The organism is Aeromicrobium sp. CF3.5, from assembly GCF_051262695.1.
Taxonomy (GTDB): domain Bacteria; phylum Actinomycetota; class Actinomycetes; order Propionibacteriales; family Nocardioidaceae; genus Aeromicrobium.
The window spans coordinates 51,767-70,841 of record NZ_JBIMEZ010000008.1 but is presented as its reverse complement, the minus strand read 5'-3'; the positions used below and the strand labels follow the sequence as shown (position 1 = coordinate 70,841).

Annotated in this window: 20 protein-coding genes and 1 pseudogene; 9 read left to right on the top strand and 12 right to left on the bottom strand. The window is 69.4% G+C overall.

Features of this window, described 5'->3' with window-relative positions; all coding sequences use genetic code 11:
* Positions 1-12: 12 nt before the first annotated feature.
* From ACHAA3_RS14270 to ACHAA3_RS14255, 4 genes are read right to left on the bottom strand one after another with little or no spacing between them, the layout of a single operon-like run.
* A complete protein-coding gene (locus ACHAA3_RS14270) occupies positions 13-1,521 on the bottom strand; it encodes a sensor histidine kinase (RefSeq protein WP_435709702.1) in 1,509 nt (502 codons plus the stop codon).
* Positions 1,518-2,960 (bottom strand): glycosyltransferase family 2 protein, encoded by a 1,443-nt coding sequence (locus ACHAA3_RS14265; RefSeq protein ID WP_435709701.1) that lies wholly within the window; start codon positions 2,958-2,960, stop codon positions 1,518-1,520. Before ACHAA3_RS14265 ends, ACHAA3_RS14270 begins: the two co-directional genes overlap by 4 nt.
* The gene (locus ACHAA3_RS14260) at positions 2,957-4,006 is read right to left on the bottom strand and encodes a HEAT repeat domain-containing protein (RefSeq protein WP_435709700.1); all 1,050 of its coding nucleotides are present in this window, start codon (positions 4,004-4,006) and stop codon (positions 2,957-2,959) included. Before ACHAA3_RS14260 ends, ACHAA3_RS14265 begins: the two co-directional genes overlap by 4 nt.
* Complete coding sequence (locus ACHAA3_RS14255; RefSeq protein WP_435709699.1) at positions 4,003-4,377, bottom strand: response regulator transcription factor; 375 nt, start codon at positions 4,375-4,377, stop codon at positions 4,003-4,005. The genes ACHAA3_RS14260 and ACHAA3_RS14255 overlap by 4 nt, the downstream gene beginning before the upstream one ends.
* Positions 4,378-4,724: 347 nt before the next feature.
* Between ACHAA3_RS14255 and ACHAA3_RS14250 the strand changes: the two genes are divergently transcribed.
* From ACHAA3_RS14250 to ACHAA3_RS14240, 3 genes are all read left to right on the top strand, one after another.
* Positions 4,725-6,212: a S8 family peptidase gene (locus ACHAA3_RS14250; protein WP_435709698.1), complete on the top strand. Its 1,488-nt coding sequence runs from the start codon at positions 4,725-4,727 to the stop codon at positions 6,210-6,212.
* A 122-nt stretch (positions 6,213-6,334) separates the two neighbouring features.
* Positions 6,335-6,664, top strand: coding sequence for a nucleotidyltransferase family protein (locus ACHAA3_RS14245; RefSeq protein WP_435709697.1), 330 nt, complete (start codon positions 6,335-6,337; stop codon positions 6,662-6,664).
* A gap of 122 nt (positions 6,665-6,786) precedes the next feature.
* Positions 6,787-7,152 carry a hypothetical protein gene (locus ACHAA3_RS14240; protein WP_435709696.1) on the top strand — a complete coding sequence of 122 codons (366 nt, stop codon included), beginning with the start codon at positions 6,787-6,789 and terminating at the stop codon, positions 7,150-7,152.
* 26 nt (positions 7,153-7,178) lie between these two features.
* On the opposite strand, the gene ACHAA3_RS14235 is transcribed toward ACHAA3_RS14240, so the two are convergent.
* Positions 7,179-8,300, bottom strand: coding sequence for a PQQ-dependent sugar dehydrogenase (locus ACHAA3_RS14235; protein ID WP_435709695.1), 1,122 nt, complete (start codon positions 8,298-8,300; stop codon positions 7,179-7,181).
* A 141-nt stretch (positions 8,301-8,441) separates the two neighbouring features.
* Between ACHAA3_RS14235 and ACHAA3_RS14230 the strand changes: the two genes are divergently transcribed.
* Both ACHAA3_RS14230 and ACHAA3_RS14225 read left to right on the top strand, forming a co-directional pair.
* Positions 8,442-9,002 carry a hypothetical protein gene (locus ACHAA3_RS14230; RefSeq protein WP_435709694.1) on the top strand — a complete coding sequence of 187 codons (561 nt, stop codon included), beginning with the start codon at positions 8,442-8,444 and terminating at the stop codon, positions 9,000-9,002.
* On the top strand, positions 8,999-9,652 hold the full coding sequence (locus tag ACHAA3_RS14225; protein ID WP_435709693.1) for a hypothetical protein: 654 nt from the start codon (positions 8,999-9,001) through the stop codon (positions 9,650-9,652). Before ACHAA3_RS14230 ends, ACHAA3_RS14225 begins: the two co-directional genes overlap by 4 nt.
* A gap of 65 nt (positions 9,653-9,717) precedes the next feature.
* Here the strand turns inward: ACHAA3_RS14225 and ACHAA3_RS14220 are convergent, their stop codons facing one another.
* The 3 genes from ACHAA3_RS14220 to ACHAA3_RS14210 all read right to left on the bottom strand — a co-directional run bounded on the left by ACHAA3_RS14220 (position 9,718) and on the right by ACHAA3_RS14210 (position 12,882).
* Positions 9,718-11,208 carry an FAD-dependent oxidoreductase gene (locus tag ACHAA3_RS14220; RefSeq protein WP_435709692.1) on the bottom strand — a complete coding sequence of 497 codons (1,491 nt, stop codon included), beginning with the start codon at positions 11,206-11,208 and terminating at the stop codon, positions 9,718-9,720.
* A gap of 115 nt (positions 11,209-11,323) precedes the next feature.
* The gene (gene trhA / locus ACHAA3_RS14215) at positions 11,324-12,019 is read right to left on the bottom strand and encodes a PAQR family membrane homeostasis protein TrhA (protein ID WP_435709691.1); all 696 of its coding nucleotides are present in this window, start codon (positions 12,017-12,019) and stop codon (positions 11,324-11,326) included.
* Positions 12,020-12,243: 224 nt separating this feature from the next.
* Complete coding sequence (locus ACHAA3_RS14210; RefSeq protein WP_435709690.1) at positions 12,244-12,882, bottom strand: hypothetical protein; 639 nt, start codon at positions 12,880-12,882, stop codon at positions 12,244-12,246.
* 338 nt (positions 12,883-13,220) lie between these two features.
* Between ACHAA3_RS14210 and ACHAA3_RS14205 the strand changes: the two are divergent.
* The 3 genes and pseudogenes from ACHAA3_RS14205 to ACHAA3_RS14195 all read left to right on the top strand — a co-directional run.
* Positions 13,221-13,532, top strand: a pseudogene (locus tag ACHAA3_RS14205) (TetR family transcriptional regulator C-terminal domain-containing protein); the annotation flags it as partial.
* A 48-nt stretch (positions 13,533-13,580) separates the two neighbouring features.
* Entirely contained in the window at positions 13,581-14,321 is a 741-nt protein-coding gene (locus ACHAA3_RS14200; protein WP_435709689.1) for a thermonuclease family protein, read from the top strand.
* 122 nt (positions 14,322-14,443) lie between these two features.
* The gene (locus ACHAA3_RS14195; RefSeq protein WP_435709688.1) at positions 14,444-15,847 is read left to right on the top strand and encodes an LLM class flavin-dependent oxidoreductase; all 1,404 of its coding nucleotides are present in this window, start codon (positions 14,444-14,446) and stop codon (positions 15,845-15,847) included.
* A gap of 10 nt (positions 15,848-15,857) precedes the next feature.
* Here ACHAA3_RS14195 and ACHAA3_RS14190 read toward each other — a convergent pair whose 3' ends face one another.
* Entirely contained in the window at positions 15,858-16,541 is a 684-nt protein-coding gene (locus ACHAA3_RS14190; RefSeq protein WP_435709687.1) for a haloacid dehalogenase type II, read from the bottom strand.
* Positions 16,542-16,621: 80 nt separating this feature from the next.
* The gene (locus tag ACHAA3_RS14185) at positions 16,622-17,998 is read right to left on the bottom strand and encodes an NAD-dependent succinate-semialdehyde dehydrogenase (protein ID WP_435709686.1); all 1,377 of its coding nucleotides are present in this window, start codon (positions 17,996-17,998) and stop codon (positions 16,622-16,624) included.
* Between the two features lie 250 nt (positions 17,999-18,248).
* On the opposite strand from ACHAA3_RS14185, the gene ACHAA3_RS14180 reads away from it, so the two are divergent.
* Positions 18,249-18,416, top strand: coding sequence for a hypothetical protein (locus tag ACHAA3_RS14180; protein WP_435709685.1), 168 nt, complete (start codon positions 18,249-18,251; stop codon positions 18,414-18,416).
* Between the two features lie 4 nt (positions 18,417-18,420).
* Here ACHAA3_RS14180 and ACHAA3_RS14175 read toward each other — a convergent pair whose 3' ends face one another.
* A complete protein-coding gene (locus ACHAA3_RS14175; protein WP_435709684.1) occupies positions 18,421-18,693 on the bottom strand; it encodes a hypothetical protein in 273 nt (90 codons plus the stop codon).
* Positions 18,690-18,890, bottom strand: coding sequence for a hypothetical protein (locus ACHAA3_RS14170; protein WP_435709683.1), 201 nt, complete (start codon positions 18,888-18,890; stop codon positions 18,690-18,692). Before ACHAA3_RS14170 ends, ACHAA3_RS14175 begins: the two co-directional genes overlap by 4 nt.
* Positions 18,891-19,075: the final 185 nt, after the last annotated feature.

Sequence of the window (19,075 nt, the reverse complement as noted above, 5' to 3'; positions counted from 1 at the left end):
CGACCGGCCGCGTCACTGGACCGCGTCGACCTCGCCCGCCGAGAGCGGGAGGGCGACCCGCACCCGGGTGCCACGGCCTTCCTCGGACTCGATGGTGAGCTGGCCACCGTGGTTGTCGACGATCATGCGGGTGATGCGAAGGCCGAGTCCGGTGCCGGGCCGCTGCTGCTCGACAGCATTGCTCGCCCGGAAGAAGCGGCTGCCGAGCTGGTGCTGCTCACCGGCGGGAATGCCGATCCCCTCGTCCGCGATCTCCGTCACCGCCTCGCCGTCGGCGACGACGACCGCGATGCGGACCGTTCCTCCCTCATGACTGAACTTCACCGCGTTGCTGACCAGGTTCAGGAAGACCCGGTGCAGCTGGCCTCGGTCAGCCAGCACCGGCACGAGCTCGCCCGGAACCGAGACGTCCAGCAGGACCGCACGCTGGTCGGCCGCGCCTCCCAGGTCGGCGACAGCATCCTTGACCAGTGGACGCAGATCGACCTGCTCGAGATCGGTCGACCGGTTCTCCGCTTGGGAGAGGGTCAGCAGATCCTCCACGAGGGTGCGCAGCCGAGTCAGGTTCCTGTTGATCGCGTCGATCATCCGTCGATGGCGGTCGTCGAGCTCGGACTCGTCCTCCAGGATCTCCAGGTACCCGGTGATCGACGTCAGCGGAGTTCGGAGCTCGTGGGATACATTCGCGACGAAGTCTCCCCGGGCCGCGTCGAGCGTGCGGAGCTCGGACTGGATCGCATCCTCCGCCTCTCGCGCGCGCTGGTTCTCCTCCGCCAGGGCGTTCAGGGCGACCGCGACCTGCTGGACCTCGCGTGGGCCGGCCACCCGGGCGCGGGCATCGACTTCGCCGTGCGCGAGCTGGCGCGCCACCGAGGCCAGGTCTTCCAGCGGAGGCAACGTGTGTCTCCGCAAGCGGCGATGCAGCGCCCACCCGGCGAGCAGCCCGAGCGTGGTCACCGCGGCGATGAGCCCGAGCGTGCCCCGCAGTCGGTTGCCTGCATCCCGGTTCGCGCGACGCTGGTCGCTGGCGATCCGATCGGCAACCTGGCCGTTCACCACGCGAATCGCGTCGAACCGCGTCTTGCCGAGGTCGAAGAGCTCCTGGTCGAAGCTGCCCTCACCTCCCGTACGAGCCACCCGCACCCGCGCGTAGTCGTCCAGCCACGCCTGTACCCGCTGCTCCTGCTCGAGCACCAGTCGGCGCAGCTGTGCGTCACCGGCGGTCAGCTCCCGCAATCTCCGCTGGTCCTCGGGCAGGCGCCGCAGCGCGGCCTGGTAGGGCGCCAGGACGCGGCGCTCCCCACTCAGGGCCAAGCCGCGTACGCCGGTCTCGGCATCAGTCAGGTCCTGCAGCACTGCACTGTTGGCACGATCCGTGGGGGCCACACGGTTGATGATGTCGTCGATCGAGCGGGTGGCGAACCAGACACCGGCGCCGCCGAGGATCCCGACCAGCGCGACCAGCACCACGAGGACAACAAGCGGCGCGGCCAGCTGTCGTGACAGCGAACGCGCGTTCATGGTGGTCCGAATCCTTGACGCTTCATGTCTCCCCAGTCGTGGCGGGTCTTGCGGACGGCTTCCACGGCCCCGCCGATTCGCCATACGGCGTTGAGCTGCCGGTAGCCGAAGCTCTCCTCGACGCCTGCGCGGACGGCACGGAGCAAGTCTCCCAGCCCGCGGTGTCGACGGAACGACAACTCTTCGATGAGGAGCGCGAACCAGGTGAGCACGGTGGCGTAGAGGACCGAGACTGCCAGCAGCAGAACCACGGTCGGTCCGTCGACGTACGTCGGGTCGACCCAACCCAGCTCTTGAGCGCCCCACAGACCGGCGATGACCACGAACGCCACGAATCCTGCGACCTCGACGAGCGGGGCAAGCAGCTCGAAGAGCACGAACCAGGGCATGGCCAACATGCCGACAACTCCGTACCGCTTGCGCCCGATCATCCCTCGGTGTCGGGTCAGGATCTCGGTGAGGCCCCGGTGCCAGCGGCGTCGCTGCTTGCGCAGAACCGCACGGCTTCCCGGTGCCTCGGTCCAGGCGACAGGCTCCGGGACGAACACCACTCGGCCGGGGACGTCGTGGTCGTACAGCCACCGGTGGAGGCGGACGACCAGCTCGGCGTCCTCGCCGATGCAGGTCGGGTCGAGACCGCCGATCTCCTGCACGACGTCGCGTCGGAACAGCCCGAACGCACCGGAGATGATCAGCAGCCCGCGTACCGCCGACCATCCGGCGCGACCGATCGTGAACGCCCGGAGGTACTCGACGACCTGAGCACGCTCGACCCACCGACGCGGCATACGGACGTCGGTGACGCGGCCGTCGCGCACCGTGCTGCCGTTCGCGACACGGACCATGCCGCCGCTCGCCATCACATGCTCGGGGTCCTCCACGAACGGGCGAGCCACGTGGAGCAGGGCGTCCTGGTCGAGGATGGAGTCGGCGTCCACCATGCACACGAGCTCCATGCGGGCCGCGTTCACGCCGACGTTCAGGGCGTCTGCCTTCCCACCGTTCTCCTTGCGCACCAGCAGGACGTTGTGACTTCCCTGCCGACTCAGGTACGTCCCGACCACTGCGCCGTTGGTGGGGATTCCGCTCGAGACGACGATCGGCGCCGGCACCATGTCGAACGCCTCGATCAGCCGATCCGAGGTGCCGTCGCTCGAACCGTCGTCGATGACCACCACCTCGTACTGCGGGTATCGCAACGAGGCGAGCGCTCGCACCGACTCCACGATCGACGCGGACTCGTCGTAGGCGGGCACCAGGACCGACACCGAGGGCGCCACCGCGCCGGCGAAGGTGATGTCGTACCCGGAGAACTCCACACGGCGCACGTGGCGGACGAAGTCCCGCGCCGCGGCGAGCGTGAGGAGCAGGAAGCTGGTGTTGATCAGCGCCGAGTAGCCGATGAACGTCCACACGATGGCGCCGATGACCAGGCTCATGCGGCCGCCCGGATCTCCGCGACCGCTAGTGCCTCCCGGGCGTAGGGCGACAGGTGCTCGCCCAGCACCGAGCGGCCGGGACGGCCGAGGCGGAGCAGCGCCGCGGCGACGGCGCGGTCGGAGGTCCCACTCCTGCCGTCGAGGGCGGCGCCGAGCGCCGCCGACGCCCCAGGATCGCCGATGTCTCCCAGGGCGGTCGCCGCCGCCGTCCGGACAGCCTCGCTCCGTGACGACAAGGTCGCTTGCAAGGCCGTGACCGCTTCTCGGGACCCGATCCGACCGAGCGCAGCGGCCGCTGCCGGTACGACGTCCTGGTCTCCGGACCCGACCGCGCGGACGAGCAGCGGCACTGATCGCACTGATCCGAGCGCGCCCAGGGCTCGAGCCGAGAACGCCCCGGCGCTGGCCGGCATACGACCCTCTAGCCAGTCTCCGAGGACCTGCTCGAGCGACGGCGTCGCGTCGGGTCCCACGGCGACGACTGCGGCGAGCGCGTCGCGCGCCAGTGCGACTTCCCCGACCACCAGGGCCACGAGTGCCGGCACCGATCCCTCGTCGCGGACCTGCCCGAGCGACCGCACTGCCACCCGACGGACCAGCGGGTCGCCGTCTGCGAGTAACGACCTGAGGATAGGCGCCGCTTCCGCGTGGCCGATGAGGCCGAGGCGGTGGGCTCCGCGACACCGGCGGACCGACCAGACGGAGCGGGCGAGCGCCATCGCCCGCCTGTCCGCGTGACGCACGGTCAACAGCGTGACGAGCTGGGCGCGCACCTCGCCGTCCACCTTGGCGAGCAGGCGGAAGGCATGCTCCTCCAGCACGCGGCCGGACCGACCGCGGCCCGCCTCGACCAGCTGAGCCCGGTCTCCCGGCATGCCCTCGGTATCGAGCAACCAACGCAGCAACATCCGGCGGATCTCCGTGCTGCGTCGTTGCCTCCGGGTCTCCACCAGGTCGCGCCCGACGCGGGCGGCGAGGAGCGCACCGAGCAGGACGACGGCGACGCCCCCCAGAGTGAGGAGGGCCACCTCGGCTGCTGCTCTCACCGACGAGACCGTGCCAACAACGCCTGCACGCGTGAACTGAGCTCGCGGGGGCTGAACGGCTTCGCCAGGTAGTCGTCCGCGCCTGCCGCGAATCCCTGTTCGATGTCGGACTCCTGCGCCCGCGCAGTCAGCAAGATGACGCGGACATCAGCGAGTTCTGGATCCTTCCGGATCGCCCGGCAGGCGTCGAGACCACCCATGCCCGGCATCATCAGGTCCAGCACGACGACGTCGGGACACACCTCGCGACATGCGTCCACGGCCGACGCACCGTCACCGACCGCCGTGACCTCGTGGCCGGACGTCTCCAGCTTGAAGGTGACCAGTTCACGAATATCGGCGTCGTCCTCCGCCACCACGATTCGCGCCATGCACGAATCGTAGTGGACGGCCGGTCTCGGTCACCGCGAATCCGCTCGGCGTCCTGCGCCGCCCCGGGATGAGGAGGTCGGCGAAGTCGCCGACACGCACGGCTCCTGAGGCACCATGGCCCGTCGCTCGGACCTCACATGCGTTCAGCCCACGGTCGGCGAGCGGGCCTCTCGACCGAACGTTGCCGTGAAGCCGCTCCAGACCTGTCTCGGTGTTGACTTCGTGCATCGACGCACTCCGACCTCTGGACGTGGTGCCCGCGGCGTGGTGAGGTGAGGAGCCGGTATCTGTGCCGCGTCTTCGCGGCCGACGGCAGTTCCTAGGGGGGACGCACGTGAACACAGGTATGTCTCGAGCCCGACGCGGGCTCACCATCGGGGTCGCCACACTGACCCTTGGTGTCATCGCCAGCACGCTCACCAGCGCCAACGCGGCGACATCCGAGAAGTCCACGCCCGTGCCGATCTCGACGCCCGAGGGCCAGGTCAGCAGCTACGTGGTCAATGCGAAGAAGGCGACGGCCAAGAGCACCGCCGACGCACGAGCCGTGGTCAGGAAGGCCGGCGGCACGGTCGTGCAGCAGTGGCCGCAGATCGGGGTGGTCGTGGCGCACTCGACGCACGCCGACTTCCGCACCGACGTCTACCGGCTGGGCGGCAAGAACATCGAGTCCGTGGGCGCCACCCGCACCGTCGCCGTCAGCGAGCGCACGGATGCACCCCGGACGCTGCGCAAGGCGCAGGGCGTCGTGAAGGACGAGTTCGCGAACACCGCCGAGGAGTTCGTGAAGCCGGATCCCCGCGAGGGCGAGCAGTGGGACATGGCCCACATCAAGGCCGACCATGCCCACGAGATCACCGACGGCTCCCGCGACACGCTCGTGGGCGTGCTCGACAGTGGCATCGACGCCGATCACCCCGACCTCGCGGCCAACATCGACACCCGACGATCGGTCAACTGCACCGACGCCGGCACGATCGACCGCTCCGCCACAGGCTGGCAGCCGACGACCAGTGATCACGGCACGCACGTCGCCGGCACCATCGGCGCGGACCGCAACGGCGTCGGCATCACCGGCGTCGCGCCGAACGTGCGCATGGCCTCGGTCAAGGTCGTCAACGACGACGGCTTCATCTACCCCGAGTACGCGATCTGCGGATTCATGTGGGCCGGCATGCAGGGCATGGACGTCACCAACAACAGCTACTACATCGATCCGTTCGAGTACTGGTGCAAGGACCAGGGCGACCAGGCCGCCGCTCTCGAGGCCGTGAGCCGTGCGGTCGAGTGGTCGACCAAGAAGGGCTCGTTCCACGTCGCGGCGGCCGGCAACTCGGCCACCGACCTGACGAACAACACGACCAACGACACCAGCCCCAACGACAGCACGCCGATCGAGCGCACCATCAACTCCGGATGCCTCGACATCCCGACCGAGCTGCCCGGCGTCGCCACCGTGTCGTCGTACGCGCGCATCGGCACGTCGAACGAGACGCAGCTGTCGTACTTCTCGAACCGCGGTCTGGGCGTCATTGACGTCGCGGCTCCCGGCTCGTCGATCCTGTCGACGATCGTGGCCGGCAACGGCTACGGGCTCAAGAGCGGCACGTCCATGGCGTCGCCGCACGTCGCGGGTGTCGCGGCACTGATGAAGTCACAGCACCCCGGGTGGAAGCCCGCGAAGATCATGAAGCAGCTGAAGGCGCAGGCCGACGACCGGCCGTGTGCGGCCGAGCAGCCGATCGGCTCGGGCGGTGCACCGTGCGAGGGATCGGCCCGCAACAACAGCTACGCCGGTGAGGGCATGGTCGACGCCCTCGACGCCGTGAAGTAGCTCTCACCCCCATCAGGCGGTCCCGAGCCACCGGCTCGGGACCGCCTCGTGCGGTTGAAGCGTGGATGGAGGGCGCGGCCTGGATCGGAAGGTCCGCGGCGCGCGGCGGATAGACTGGGACCATGGGTGAAACGACACCAGCAGCGCGCGGGCCGCTCAGCGGTCCCACGGGCCGTCGAGTGGATGCCCGACGCGGCGAGCTGATGGACGTGCTGCGGCGCCATGGAGTGACGAACCCGGAGATCTTCGGGAGCGCCGCACGTGGCGACGACCACGATGGCAGTGACGTCGACATCCTGGTTGACTTCGCCGCCGGCACCAGCATCATCGACATCATCGGCATCCAGCACGAGCTGGAAGACCTGCTCGGCCTGCCGGTTGACCTGGTTTCCCGCAACGACCTCAAGGACCGGGTGCGAGCTCGCGCAGAGAAAGACTTGCTTCCTCTGTGAAACGCTCTGATGTGGACGCTCTCGATGACATCGCTGCACAGTCCGGTCCGCGAGGGCTGGGCCGACGGTGCGCCCGGCCCCGGACCCGACGCCCCGGTCGTTGACAATGAGCCGTCGGCCCTTTGGCTCACCGCGGAGTCGCTCGGCAACGCCGACCCGCTCTCGAGGCGCACCCCGACCTGCCTGTGGTGTTCGCGTTCGACGAACCGCACCTGCAGTCGCTGCGCCTGTCGGGAAAGCGCCTGGTGGTCCTCACCGAGTGCCTGGCCGACCTGGTGCAGCGCCGCGACGTCGAGGTCCGCCTGGGCGAGACCTCACGGGAGCTGGGCGACACACCGCTCGCGGTGACCTTCGCCCCCCGTGCCGATCTTCGCCCGCCGCACGGCGGACCTGACGATCGCTGCGCTCCACCCGTGGCCGTGGCTGGACCGTCCCACGTCCAGCGCCTCACTTCTTACAGCGCCTGGCGCACGGGCGTCTCGCGCTGACCGCCGTTCAGCACAGACCTTCGACGTCAGGAGGCTTCAGGCGTCAGCTTCAGCAGCTGGCCGCTGCCGCCGTCCTCGAGCAGCCAGATCGCGCCATCAGGCCCCTGCTCGACGGCGCGGATGCGCTCGCCCATCTCGAAGGTCTGGGTCTCCCCCGCGGTCGTGCCGTCGAGGTCGACGTGCACCAGGGCCTCACCCGACAGGGCGCCGATGAGAGCGTCGCCCTCCCACTCGGGGAACAGGTCGCCGGAGTAGATCAGCAGGCTGCCCGGGGAGATGCTCGGCGTCCAGAACGCCTCGGGAGCGACGAAACCGTCGCCCGGGGCGTGGTCGGGGATCTCTCCTCCGCCGTAGTCGCTGCCGTTGGAGACCTCGGGCCAGCCGTAGTTGGCGTCCTGCTCGATCAGGTTGAGCTCGTCACCGCCCTCGGGGCCCATCTCGCTGGACCAGAGGTTGCCGTCCGGAGCGAACTCCAGACCGAGCGGGTTGCGATGCCCGTAGCTCCAGATCTGCGGCGAGGACCCGTCCAGCCCCATCCGCATGATGGTGCCGAGCGAGTTCGAGGTGTCCTGCGCGGGAGTCTTCTTCTGCCGGTCGCCCGAGGACACGAACAGGTGCTCACCCTCGGGATCGAAGGCGATGCGGTGGCTGAAGTGGCCCGTGCCCGACACCTTGGGTGCCTGACGCCAGATCACCTCGAGGCCCTCCAGCGTGGGCTCGTCGCCGGTCTCGAGCGTCGCACGCCCGACCACCGCTCCCGAGCCGCCCTCGCCCTCCTCGACCCAGCTGAGATAGACCATCTGATCCTCGGCGAAGGTCGGGGCGAGCACCACATCGCCGAGGCCACCCTGTCCCTCGGCGGCCACGTCCGGGACGCCGCCGACCTCGACGCTGTCGCCGGTGTCCGCGTCGCGCAGGTTCAGCGTGCCGGTGCGTTCGGTCACGAGCAGGTCGCCTCCCGGGAGGAAGGCCATCGCCCACGGATCGTCGAACTGACCCATCTCCTCGACCTGGAACGACGCCGGAGCGGAGTCTGAGGACGACGTGGTCGCCGAGACCTCTCGGACGCCGTCGCCCGAGCAGCCCGCCGCCAGGACGACGACGGCACTCAGGACCAGGGACGCGGGCGTTGCGGCTCGAGCGTTCATGACTCCAGCCTCGCCGATCACCCCAAGTCGAGCAACGGATGACGCTGCCCCGTGCACTTGAGCTGGGTGGCCCGCCACGCCGGAGACCGATTTCACACCACCTGGAGGATTGCTTCGCCGGCGAACGGGCACATAGCGGACATGACCCATGACAGCGAAGACACCGCAGCACAGGCCCGCAAGGGACTGCTGGACAACGTCGCCGGCAAGGCGAAGGAAGTCGCCAGTGCCGTCACCGGCAACGACGACCTCGCCAAGGAGGGACAGCTCCAGCAGGCAGAGGCCCAGGCCCGCAAGTCCGCGGCCACCGACGAGGCCGTCGCTGACGCCAAGAAAGCCGAAGCCGCCCGTGACCTGCGCGAGACCAACCAGGAGGCTGCCGCCGAGAAGGAGTCCGCCGACGACAAGGCCGACATGGCCCAGCGTGCGGTGGACCAGCAACGCGCCGAGCAGTACGAGGACGCCGAGCGGGACGCCGCCCAGCAGGAGGCCGTCGAGCGCCGAGCCGCCGAGCAGCGAGCCGACGACGTCGCCGAGTCCGGGCGCGAGGAGGCCGAGGCCCTGACCGAGGACGCCGCCACCACCGAGAAGGACGCTGCTGCCGACGCCACGCGCCTCGCGCGCGAGGCCGCGACCGCCGAGCAACGAGCCACGCACCTGCGGAACCAGACCGCCGCCCACGACAAGGAGCACGACGCATGAGCACCCTCAGCACCCTGATCGCCCTCCCCTACGAAGCAGCCAGGCTGCCGCTCACCGCCGTTGATCGCGGGTTGTCCCGACGTCTCTCCGACACCTCGCTGGCCCGCGCGGCCCTCGACCGCGCCGTCGGGACCGTCGACCAGGTGGCCGGGACGCTGCTGCGCAACGGCTCGATCGCCGAACGTGGCACGGAGCGGATCGGCCGCGCTGCGGCGCTGGCCGAGGCTGCCCTCCTGGAGGCGGAGGCCGAGGCCAAGCGTCAGGCTGCCAAGGAGGAAGCCGAAGCCGGCCGTCGCGAGGCGGCCGAGAAGCGTCGGGCCGCCTCCGAGCGGGCCACGAAGCGCGCCGCCGAGGCGAAGAAGGCCGAGGCCACGGGCAAGAAGCAGGCGACCACGAACGCCAAGAAGACTGCGGCCGCCAAGAAGAAGGCCGCAGCCGACGCCGCCGAGGACCGCACCAAGACGGTCGAGCGACGCAAGAAGGCGGTGGCCGACCAGGCCGAGGCGAAGAAGAAGGCCGCTCGCGACGAGGCGACGACCGACCTCGCTGCCGCCCGCGAGACCAAGGAGGCGGCAGCCGAGGCTCGAGCCGATGCCGAGGTGCTCGAAGATCTCACCGAGGCCAAGAAGGCCGAGCGCACCCAGGACTGACCTCTGCGGCCGAGTGCGTCACGGTCCGGCGGCCGTGATGCCGCCGGACCGTGACCAGCCCCCGCTCAGGCGCGGGGAGCCAGCGGCGCCGTTGCCGGGCCCTCGAGCACCGTGCCGTCTGGGGCGAAGCGTGACCCGTGCAGGGGGCAGTCCCACGACTTCTCGGCGTCGTTCCACGTCACGACCCCTCCCAGGTGGCTGCACAAGGCGCTCACGGCGCACGTGGTGCCGTCGACCGTCGAGACCGCCGTCGGCTTCACGCCGCGGCCCCGGCCCACCTGACCCTGCCCCTCGGACGGGACGATGCCTGTCGCGGAGCGCAGCTGGGCGCCGATCTGGCCAGCGCCCATCAGGGATCCGACCTCGGCGTTCGCCTGCGCTCCCTTGGCCAGGGCGAGCGGGTCGAACTTCCGTCGGGCGAGCCGCGCTGCCCACGGCATGCTGCCTCCCAGCAGCGTGGCGGACAGGGTGAGCGCGGCGGCGACCGCGTTGGTCATGCCCCACTTGTCGAAGCCCGTCGCCACGAAGATCTTCTGACCACCTCGCGGCATGGCTCCCACCAACGGCAGGTGGTCGATCGGTGAGTAGTCCTGGGCCGACCACCAGTGCGTCTCGTGGGCGGTCGAAAAGTGTTCGGCAGTCCACTCCCGCAGCTGGTCGACGTGCTGACGCGGTGATCGGGCGCGGCCCACGCCGTGACCGGCGCCGCCCACGATGAACAGCGACGTGCCGTCGGGACGCGGCGCGGTGCGCAGGGAACGGCTCGGCGGATCGGCCGCGAGATACATGGCCTCGGGCATGGGATCGACACCCTCGAAGGCCACGCAGTAGGACCGCTTCGGGGTCGTCTTGGCGAAGGCGAGGCCGCGGTCGAGGATGGGCGAACCGGTGGCGATCACGACTCGGTCGGCCTGAAACGTCGAGAACTCGGTCTGGACCTCGCACGGCGAGCCTGCGGAGACCCCCGTCACGCGCAGACCCTCGTGGATCACGCCGCCGTGGGCGCGCAGATCGCGTGCGAGGGCAGCGAGGACGTCCATGGGGTCGAACTGGGCCTGATCGGCGAGTCGGACCCCGCCCTGGGTCTCGAAGGGAAGCTCGTCGAGGTCGTCGACCCACTCTGCTGCGAGACCGGCGGCTCGCAGCGCCTTCAGCTCGGCCCGCGCCAGCGCGATACCGGTGCGTCCGTTGGCGTAGGTCACGGCGTCACGCCGTTGCACGACGACCTCGTGCTCGGCGCAGTACCGCAAGAGCCACTGCTGGCCCTCGCTGTTGCCATCGACGTAGGCCTGCGCGACGCTGCGCGAGTGGTGTCGGCGCAGGGTGGAGAGCTGGGTGCCCTGCAGCATGCTGAGCTTCGCCGTCGTGTTGCCGGTGGCGACCGCTCCGACGGTCTTGGCTTCGAGGACGAGCACGGCACGTCCGGCACGTGCCAGCATCAGGGCCGTCGTCAGACCGGTCAGTCCGGCCCCGACCACGATGTCGTCGTAGGCCAGGACCCCGTCCAGGGAGTCGGTGGAGATGGGGGCGGCGTCATCTCGCCACAAGGAGGTCATGAGGGCTCCGTTCGTCGGCGTGCGGTGACACCGGACGGTGCCGTGGCTGAGATGTACCCGCCTGAACGGGTTCGACACATCAGCGGGACCGGCGTTGCCGGGCACGACCGGCCGCTCACACCTGCGAATAGACCAGCAGGCTGATACCCACGTAGTGGACGAGGAATGCTGCGACGGTCAGCCCGTGGAACACCTCGTGAAAACCGAAGTAGACCGGCGACGGATCCGGTCTCCTCATCGCGTAGACGACCGCGCCGATCGAGTACAGGACTCCGCCGACGGCCAGCAGGACCAAGGGAGCCGACACGCCCGGCCCGATGAAGTCCTCGGCGAAGGCAACCGGGGCCCACCCCAGCAGGAAGTAGAGCGGGACCTGGAGCCAGCGTGGCGAGAACGGCAAGATCACCTTGGAGACGACGCCCGCCAGCGCCCCGATCCACATGATCGTGAGCAGGATGGCGGCGTTGCGGTCGGTGAGGAGCAGCATCGCGAACGGAGTGCTCGACCCGGCGATCAGCACGAAGATCGTGGCGTGGTCCATGCGTCGCAACATCTGTGCGCGCTGTGGCGACCACGTGCCGAGGTGGTAGGTCGCACTGATCGAGAACAGCAGTACCGCGCTGCTCATGAAGACGGCGACGGCGATGCGGCTGCGGGTGTCACCGGCCAGCACCAGCATCACCAGCAGGGACATGAAGGCCACCGGCGCCGCCCCGGCATGCAACCATCCACGCAGATGCGGCTTGATGTCATCGATCGTGTCCGCGACACGATCGTGCAGGATCTCGGCCGGTCGTTCGTCGGTCGTCATCGGGCCCTCACCAGATCGCGCGGAGCCCCGGCTCGCCACCACACCGCACGGAAGCTGCCGTGCTCGACATCTCGCGCACGGATCGGTTGTGATCTCATCGGTCTCCCTCGCACACTCGCTTCTGGAGCCGCGGGGACCGGGCGACGCTGTCGTCCCAGCATGCCATGGTGTCTGCGACATGCATCTTCACGGGAACTGGACCACGCGTCGCCCGCCCGATCGGGTCAGCGGCGGACAGCCCGGTCCACCCGGTTGTGGTAACGGTGGCCGAGGATCCCCCCGAGGATGGCGAACAGCAGCGTTGCCGCGAGGACGACGACAGCAGCGATCACAGCGCCCCAGCTCAGCTGGTCGGTCGAGATCGGGATCCGTGGGAGGTTGACCCGGTCCAGCACGTTGTACTTCGAGCCGAAGATCGCGCCGAGCGCGATGGCGATGATCGTCACGACGAGACCGATGATCCACACCCCGAGGCCTTGGCGCGCGCCGTCGAACCGGGACATGCGGCCCGCGACGTAACCACCGGCAAGGTAGGCGAGTGCGAGGATCACGAGGAACACGATGGCCGTGGCGACGCCGATGGTTCCCGCTTGGCGCTCGGCGTCGGACTGGGTGACCTCGATCGAGGACCCCACCCCGGCCAGGATCGCGCCCACGATGCCGACCAGCAGCGCAGTCACACCGATCGCGACGATCCAGCCGAAGAACGCAGCTCCGATGTTCAGGCCGCCGAACTTGTCCCGTGCGCGGGTGTCGTGCGCGCCCACCACGCCATCATGGCGGTCGTTCGGGTGGCGCTGATCTGTTCCCGCGGTGGGTTCGACTGGCGTCGAATCGCTCGAGTGCTCGGTGTGCTTCGCCATGATGTGCTCCTTGGTGCCGCCTCAGGCCGGTCGGCCTCGGTCGACATCTCGTACCCGCCGGGTCGCTGTTCAAACGACGACCCCGCACTTGCCGTCAGCTCCCCGCAGCCGGCCGCCTCTCACGGATCGCGACCACCACCCGAAGCAGTGCCGCGACGACGGCCGTCGTCACGCCGGCAATGGCCAGCCACCCCACGTCGGGAGCCCACAGCGGCAGCCGTCGGAGAGGCAGTCCGGCCAGACCCGGCAGCATGACAGCCAGCAGGTAGACCGCTGCTCCAGCGAGGACGAGCGTCCCACCCAGGCCCCAGGCAGCACCCCGCGACGACCGCGACCGTCGGCGACACGAGGCAGCGGTCCATCGCAGCCTGCTGTCAGAGGCGCCGCACGACACCACCCTCGCCCAGGTGGCGCAGGCCGTGTCCGCGCGTCTGCGTGACCGGATCGCGAGAGGAATCCACAACGCGAAGGCCTGCGGTGAGGTCTCCCCCGAGGTCGACGAGGCCGCCGCGGCCGTCCGGCTGCTGGCGGTCACGATCGGCCTCGGTCTCGAGATGTCGGTGAGTGACGGCCACGCCCACGACGTCAAAGCCGTGCTCCGGCCGGTGCTCGACACCGTCTTCACCGGTCGGTGCCGACGTCACGACTGATCGAACGATTCTGCTGCGCAAGGGCCGCCGAGATGTCACCCTCACTCCATGAAGCGCATGCTGGGCTGGGTGCTCGGGGTCGTTCTCGTCGGCGGCGCCATCAGCACGGCCGTCGACGACCCCGAGGAGCCGACCGCGGCCGAGATGACGCCGGTGGCGGATCCCGCTCCGGCCTCGACGACCGAGCCGGAGACGACTTCCCCCACGCCGACCCCGACCGAGCGCGAGGCTGCTGACCTGCTGTTCATCGCCGAACAGAAGGACGGCGACTCCTGGGTGGCCTCGGACGGCGTCGAGTACCGGCTCGGTCAGGTCAACGCGCCTGAACTGAGCGAGCCGTGCGGCCCTGAGGCGGCGCAGTTCAGCCGCTCCTTCCTCGACTCGGGCTTCACCGCCGACGTGTACTCCAGCGACACCTACGGTCGCAGCGTCGCCGAGGTGCTCGACGCCGACGGCGAGTCGCTGAACGTGGCGCTGGCACGCAGCGGCCTGGGCGATGCGAGGTACCTCGAGCAGTTCCGCTCTGAGAACCCTGACCTGGCGGCCCGACTCGACAAGGCGCTGGCTGCAGCCTCCACGCCCGGCTGCGGCCAGACCGCCGCTCCGGTCCCTTTCGCGGCAGCACCGGAACCAGCCACCGAAACCGACAGCGGCTGCATGGCCCAGTACTCACCCTGCGTGCCCGCCGGGCCCGACCTGGGCTGCCCCGACATCGCGGGGCCCGTCACGGTCACCGGTGGCGATCCATTCCGCCTCGACCGCGACGGTGACGGGATCGGCTGCGACTGAGTCGCTCGGGCGCCCGCCGGACGGGACACGCGATCCACGATCGTCTCAGGAGTCGGACGATGCCCAAGCCGACCGGCCCGGGTGTGAGGCTGGTGAGTACGCCACCTCACAAGGAGATCGCAGTGCCTGACTCACGTATCCGCTTCAATGCCTTCGACATGACCTGCGTGACGCACCAGTCGCCCGGCCTGTGGACGCATCCGGACGACCAGTCCACGCGCTACAAGGACCTCGACTACTGGGTCGACCTCGCGACGCTGCTGGAGCGCGGCAAGTTCGACAACCTCTTCATCGCCGACGTCCTGGGGGTGTACGACACCTACCAGGGGTCCGCGGACGCGTCGGTCCGCAGAGCGATGCAGGTGCCGGTCATGGACCCGACCATGCAGGTCAGCGCCATGGCGGCGGCCACTGACAACCTCGGGTTCGGCATCACCGTCTCGACCACGTACGAGCAGCCCTACAGCCTCGCGCGCCGCTTCAGCTCGCTGGACCACCTGACCAAGGGCCGTGTCGCCTGGAACATCGTCACGTCCTACCTCGACGGTGCGGCACGCAACCTGGGCATGGACCGGCAGATGTCCCACGACGAGCGCTACGACCGGGCCGCCGAGGCGATCGACGTCTGCTACCAGCTATGGGAAGGATCGTGGGAGGAGGACGCCGTCGTCGAGGACCGCGCGAACCAGGTCTACGCCGATCCGGCCAAGGTGCACCCCATCGAGCACGAGGGCGAGTACTTCTCCGTGCCCGGCGTGGGGCTGAACGAACCGTCGCCGCAGCGCACCCCGGTGATCTGGCAGGCCGGCACGTCGAGCAAGGGCCGTGAGTTCGCCGCCAAGAACGCCGAGGCGGTGTTCACCGCAGCACCGACCACGTCGGTGCTGCGCGGCTTCGTGGACGACATCCGCAAGGTCGCCGAGCACAGCGGGCGCGATCCACGGAGCGTCAAGATCTTCACCGAGATCTGCATCATCGTCGCCGCCACGGACGAGGAGGCGAACGCCAAGCACGAGGAGTACCTGCAGTACTCCGACTACGAGGGCGCCCTGGCGTTCTACGCCGGCATCACCGGTATCGACCTGTCGAACCTCGACCCCGACGAGCCGTTGCAGTATGTCGAGACCGACTCCGCCCGGTTCGCGCTGGAGATCTTCTCCAAGGCCGACCCGAGTCGGACGTGGACACCCAACGAGGTCGTGCGGTTCCTGACGATCGGCGCCATGGGCCCGGCCATCGTCGGCTCCCCCACCACGGTCGCCGACGAGCTGGAGCGCTGGATCGACGAGGCCGACATCGATGGGTTCAACCTGGCGTACGCCATCACGCCAGGCACGTTCGAGGACTTCATCGAGCACGTCGTGCCCGAGCTGCAGCGCCGTGGGCGCTACTGGGACGACTACGACGAGGGCACGACGGTGCGGGAGGGCCTGTACGGACCGGGCCAGAAGCATGTCCGCGACGATCATCCTGCCGCCGAGTACCGCCGCCGTCTCCAGGCACGGGCCGACGCCCGCGCACGGTGAGGGCGCGGGTCTACCTCAGCTGATCGACCAGCTGATGCAAGGAGGTCACGGTGGCCCCGGGCTCGGTGAAGTGGCCCGCGTAGGGATGTCCGGTCCGGTTGATCCACGCGGTCGAGAGCCCGGCCCTCGCCGCGCCGTCGATGTCCCACGGGTGGACGGCCACCAGCATGGCTTCGTGCGCCTCGACCTCGCACACGGTCAGGGCGTACGAGTAGGCGGCACGTGCCGGCTTCCACCGGCCGGCGTCCTCGACGCTCAGCAGCTGCTCGAAGCGGTCTCGGACGCCGGCCCGATCCAGCAGGGCGGCAGCGACCGAGGCCGCGCCGTTGCTCAGCGTGACCAAACGGATGCCGAGGTCGTCGAGCGCACGAATCGCCTCGGGCACGTCGGGGTGCACGTCGAGACCAGCGAAGCCGTCCATCACGTGTCGGACGGCCGATGGCGTGTCCACCGACAGGTCGAGGTCACCCAGGTGCGAGGACAACGCATCGCTGGCGATCTCGGCGAACGGGTGGTCGGCCCCGGCAGCGGCCAGCGCGAACCCGTCGCGCAGGACGCCGGCGAACCAGGTGGCCGCCAGGTGAGGCGGAGCTCCCACGTCCTCGAGACGCGCCGCCAGCGGGGACATGTCGGACAACGTCTCGTTGACGTCGAAGACGATGACACGGGGACGTTCTGCGAGCTCTTGCACCATGCGCGCCACGGTAGACGCACGTGCGAAGGCCCGGTCCGCGCGTGCAGACCGGGCCTTCTCCGTGGATGAGCTGCCGGCGATCAGGCGTCGGCGATCATCACGGACTTGATGTTGACGAACTCCTTCATGCCGGGCTCGCCGTGCTCACGGCCGAATCCGGAGTCCTTGACGCCACCGAACGGCAGGTGCGGCTGCGCCAGGCTGAACCCGTTGACGTTGACCATGCCGGTGTCGAACTCGGTGAGTGCCCACTGCGTCGCGGCCTCGACGTCGCGGGAGAAGATGCCGCCGCCGAGTCCGTAGCGTGAGTCGTTGGCGATGCGCTTGGCATCGTCGTCGTCGTCCGCGCGGATCAGGGCGGCAACAGGACCGAACAGCTCGTCGTCATACGCCGGCTGGCCGGGCACGACGTTCTCCAGCACGGTCGCGGGGTACCAGGCGCCAGCACGGTCCGGCTTCTCTCCGCCCACCGACACCTTCGCGCCCTTCTCGACCGAGGCGATGACCTGATCGTGCAGCTCATCACGCAGCTGCACGCGCGACATCGGCCCGAGCGCGCACCCCTCCTGCATGGGATCGCCCATCTCGACGGCGCCCATCGCCTCGACGTAGGCATCCCTGAACTGGTCGTAGACCTCGTTGGCGACGACGAACCGCTTCGCCGCCACGCAGGTCTGGCCGTTGTTGGCGATGCGGCCCTGGACGCTGGTCTGCACCGCCAGCTCCACGTCGGCGTCCGAGAGGACGAGGTAGGAGTCGTTGCTCCCCAGCTCGACGACGGACTTCTTGAGGTGCTCGCTGGCCTTCGAGGCCACGTGCCGACCAGCACCGTCGGACCCCGTGAGCGTCACGCCGCGCACCTGAGGCATCGCGATGATGTCGTCGGACTGGTCGTGGTCGATCAGCAGGACCTTGAACGCGTCGGCCGGGATGCCGGCCTCCTGATAGAGCTCCTCGAGCCGCAGCGCCATCCCGAACACCGACTCGGCGTGCTTGAGCAGCACGGTGTTGCCGGCGACCAGCTGCGAGACGCTGAATCGAATGACTTGGTACATGGGGAAGTTCCACGGCTGGATGCCGTAGACGACACCGATCGGCTGATGGCTGATCACCGCGCGGCCACCCTCCATGGGCACCTCTTCATCGCGCAGGAGGTCTGGCCCGTGATCTGCGGTCCAGTCGCAGATGGCGGCGCACAGCTGGACCTCGGGCGCGCCCTGGGCGATCGGCTTGCCCATCTCGGCCGTCATCAGCTCGCAGAGCTCGCGCTCGTTGTCGCGCAGCACCTGCCCGAGGCGGCGCACGGCAGCGGCCCGATCCTCGATGAGGAGGCGTCGCCAGTCGTAGAAGGCGGCGTCGGCGGTCTCGACGACCTGCCGGGCCTCCGCATCGGTGTGCAGCTGGTAGGTCTTCAGGTCCTCGCCCGTGGCGGGGTTGCGGGTCGTGATCGTGGACATGAGCACTCCTCTTCGATAGATCGTTGGGGGCTCTGTTGTGTCACGTCCACCGTGGCACGCGCAGGCCAACCATGCCGACGGCCGACGAGAACGAGCCGCGATCGCAGGAGAACACCTGAGGGCGACCCGGCCGGCCCACACGTCATGCCCTTCTGGTCCTGGTAGGACCTCCGTGAACCGAGGAAAGTCGAGGCACGACCTCCTTCCTGGTCGAACGCGCCACGACCCACCCCATTGCACGCGCCTCCTCGTGCTGCTGGCGTTCGCGGCGGGTGTCGCCATCGGCGCGACCTTCGTCACGCTGACCGCGGACGACGAGCCGATCGAGCCCTCGGCGACCCCAGCCCTCGACGGTCCAGGCGCCATGCCGGACTGGATGGACTCCTCCAGCCACGGAAGGATGATGCAGGACCGCTGACCCGTCAGCGGACCAGCAGCCAGACGACCGCAGCCGCCCCTGGGATCGCTCCCAGCGCGAGGTACGGCGACATCGGCGGAGCCCGGTGGACGAGTCGGCACGCGGCGAACGCCAGCAGGCCGATCACTCCTGCCATCACGCTGAGCGCGATGGCGTTGCCGGGGTCGCCGCTGCGGTCCTGACCCCCGGCGGTCACGATCAACGCACCGATCGGGAAGAGGACCACCGCGGTGATGCCGGCGGTCAGGACCCACTGCTGGACCTTGAGAAGACTCATTGCCTGTCCTTTCGAGCTGCGTCCCAGCCGGCGGTCGGCTGGGTGCTGATGCGGATGGAGACGTCACCGTGATCGGGCGTCAGCAGCACGTCGAGCCCGAGGTCCCAGGCGCCAGCCACCCGACCGCCGACCTGCAGCAGGTAGCCCGTGACGTCGGAGCTCCCGGAGAAGACGTGATCGAGGTGCCCGGTCACCATGCCCCGGCCGAGCGTGAAGAACCGGGTGTACAGGTGCTCCTCGCTGGTCGAGTCGAACAGCCCTGCATCGCCGGCCTGTCCGATGACACCACGGGGCGCACCGTGGCCGCAGCGCCGTCGGCCAGCGTGAACGTGTCGATCGTGCTCGTCGGACCGCTCACGATTCGACCGCCCCGGCGGCGGGG

Bases quoted from the DNA above. Each gene is read 5' to 3' on its own strand.
- ACHAA3_RS14270 (WP_435709702.1), bottom strand. From the start codon at position 1,521: ATGAACGCGCGTTCGCTGTCACGACAGCTGGCCGCGCCGCTTGTTGTC.
- ACHAA3_RS14265 (WP_435709701.1), bottom strand. From the start codon at position 2,960: ATGAGCCTGGTCATCGGCGCCATCGTGTGGACGTTCATCGGCTACTCG.
- ACHAA3_RS14255 (WP_435709699.1), bottom strand. From the start codon at position 4,377: ATGGCGCGAATCGTGGTGGCGGAGGACGACGCCGATATTCGTGAACTG.
- ACHAA3_RS14250 (WP_435709698.1), top strand. From the start codon at position 4,725: ATGTCTCGAGCCCGACGCGGGCTCACCATCGGGGTCGCCACACTGACC.
- ACHAA3_RS14245 (WP_435709697.1), top strand. From the start codon at position 6,335: ATGGGTGAAACGACACCAGCAGCGCGCGGGCCGCTCAGCGGTCCCACG.
- ACHAA3_RS14235 (WP_435709695.1), bottom strand. From the start codon at position 8,300: ATGAACGCTCGAGCCGCAACGCCCGCGTCCCTGGTCCTGAGTGCCGTC.
- ACHAA3_RS14230 (WP_435709694.1), top strand. From the start codon at position 8,442: ATGACCCATGACAGCGAAGACACCGCAGCACAGGCCCGCAAGGGACTG.
- ACHAA3_RS14225 (WP_435709693.1), top strand. From the start codon at position 8,999: ATGAGCACCCTCAGCACCCTGATCGCCCTCCCCTACGAAGCAGCCAGG.
- ACHAA3_RS14220 (WP_435709692.1), bottom strand. From the start codon at position 11,208: ATGACCTCCTTGTGGCGAGATGACGCCGCCCCCATCTCCACCGACTCC.
- trhA (WP_435709691.1), bottom strand. From the start codon at position 12,019: ATGACGACCGACGAACGACCGGCCGAGATCCTGCACGATCGTGTCGCG.
- ACHAA3_RS14210 (WP_435709690.1), bottom strand. From the start codon at position 12,882: ATGGCGAAGCACACCGAGCACTCGAGCGATTCGACGCCAGTCGAACCC.
- ACHAA3_RS14200 (WP_435709689.1), top strand. From the start codon at position 13,581: ATGAAGCGCATGCTGGGCTGGGTGCTCGGGGTCGTTCTCGTCGGCGGC.
- ACHAA3_RS14190 (WP_435709687.1), bottom strand. From the start codon at position 16,541: ATGGTGCAAGAGCTCGCAGAACGTCCCCGTGTCATCGTCTTCGACGTC.
- ACHAA3_RS14185 (WP_435709686.1), bottom strand. From the start codon at position 17,998: ATGTCCACGATCACGACCCGCAACCCCGCCACGGGCGAGGACCTGAAG.
- ACHAA3_RS14175 (WP_435709684.1), bottom strand. From the start codon at position 18,693: ATGAGTCTTCTCAAGGTCCAGCAGTGGGTCCTGACCGCCGGCATCACC.
- ACHAA3_RS14170 (WP_435709683.1), bottom strand. From the start codon at position 18,890: ATGGTGACCGGGCACCTCGATCACGTCTTCTCCGGGAGCTCCGACGTC.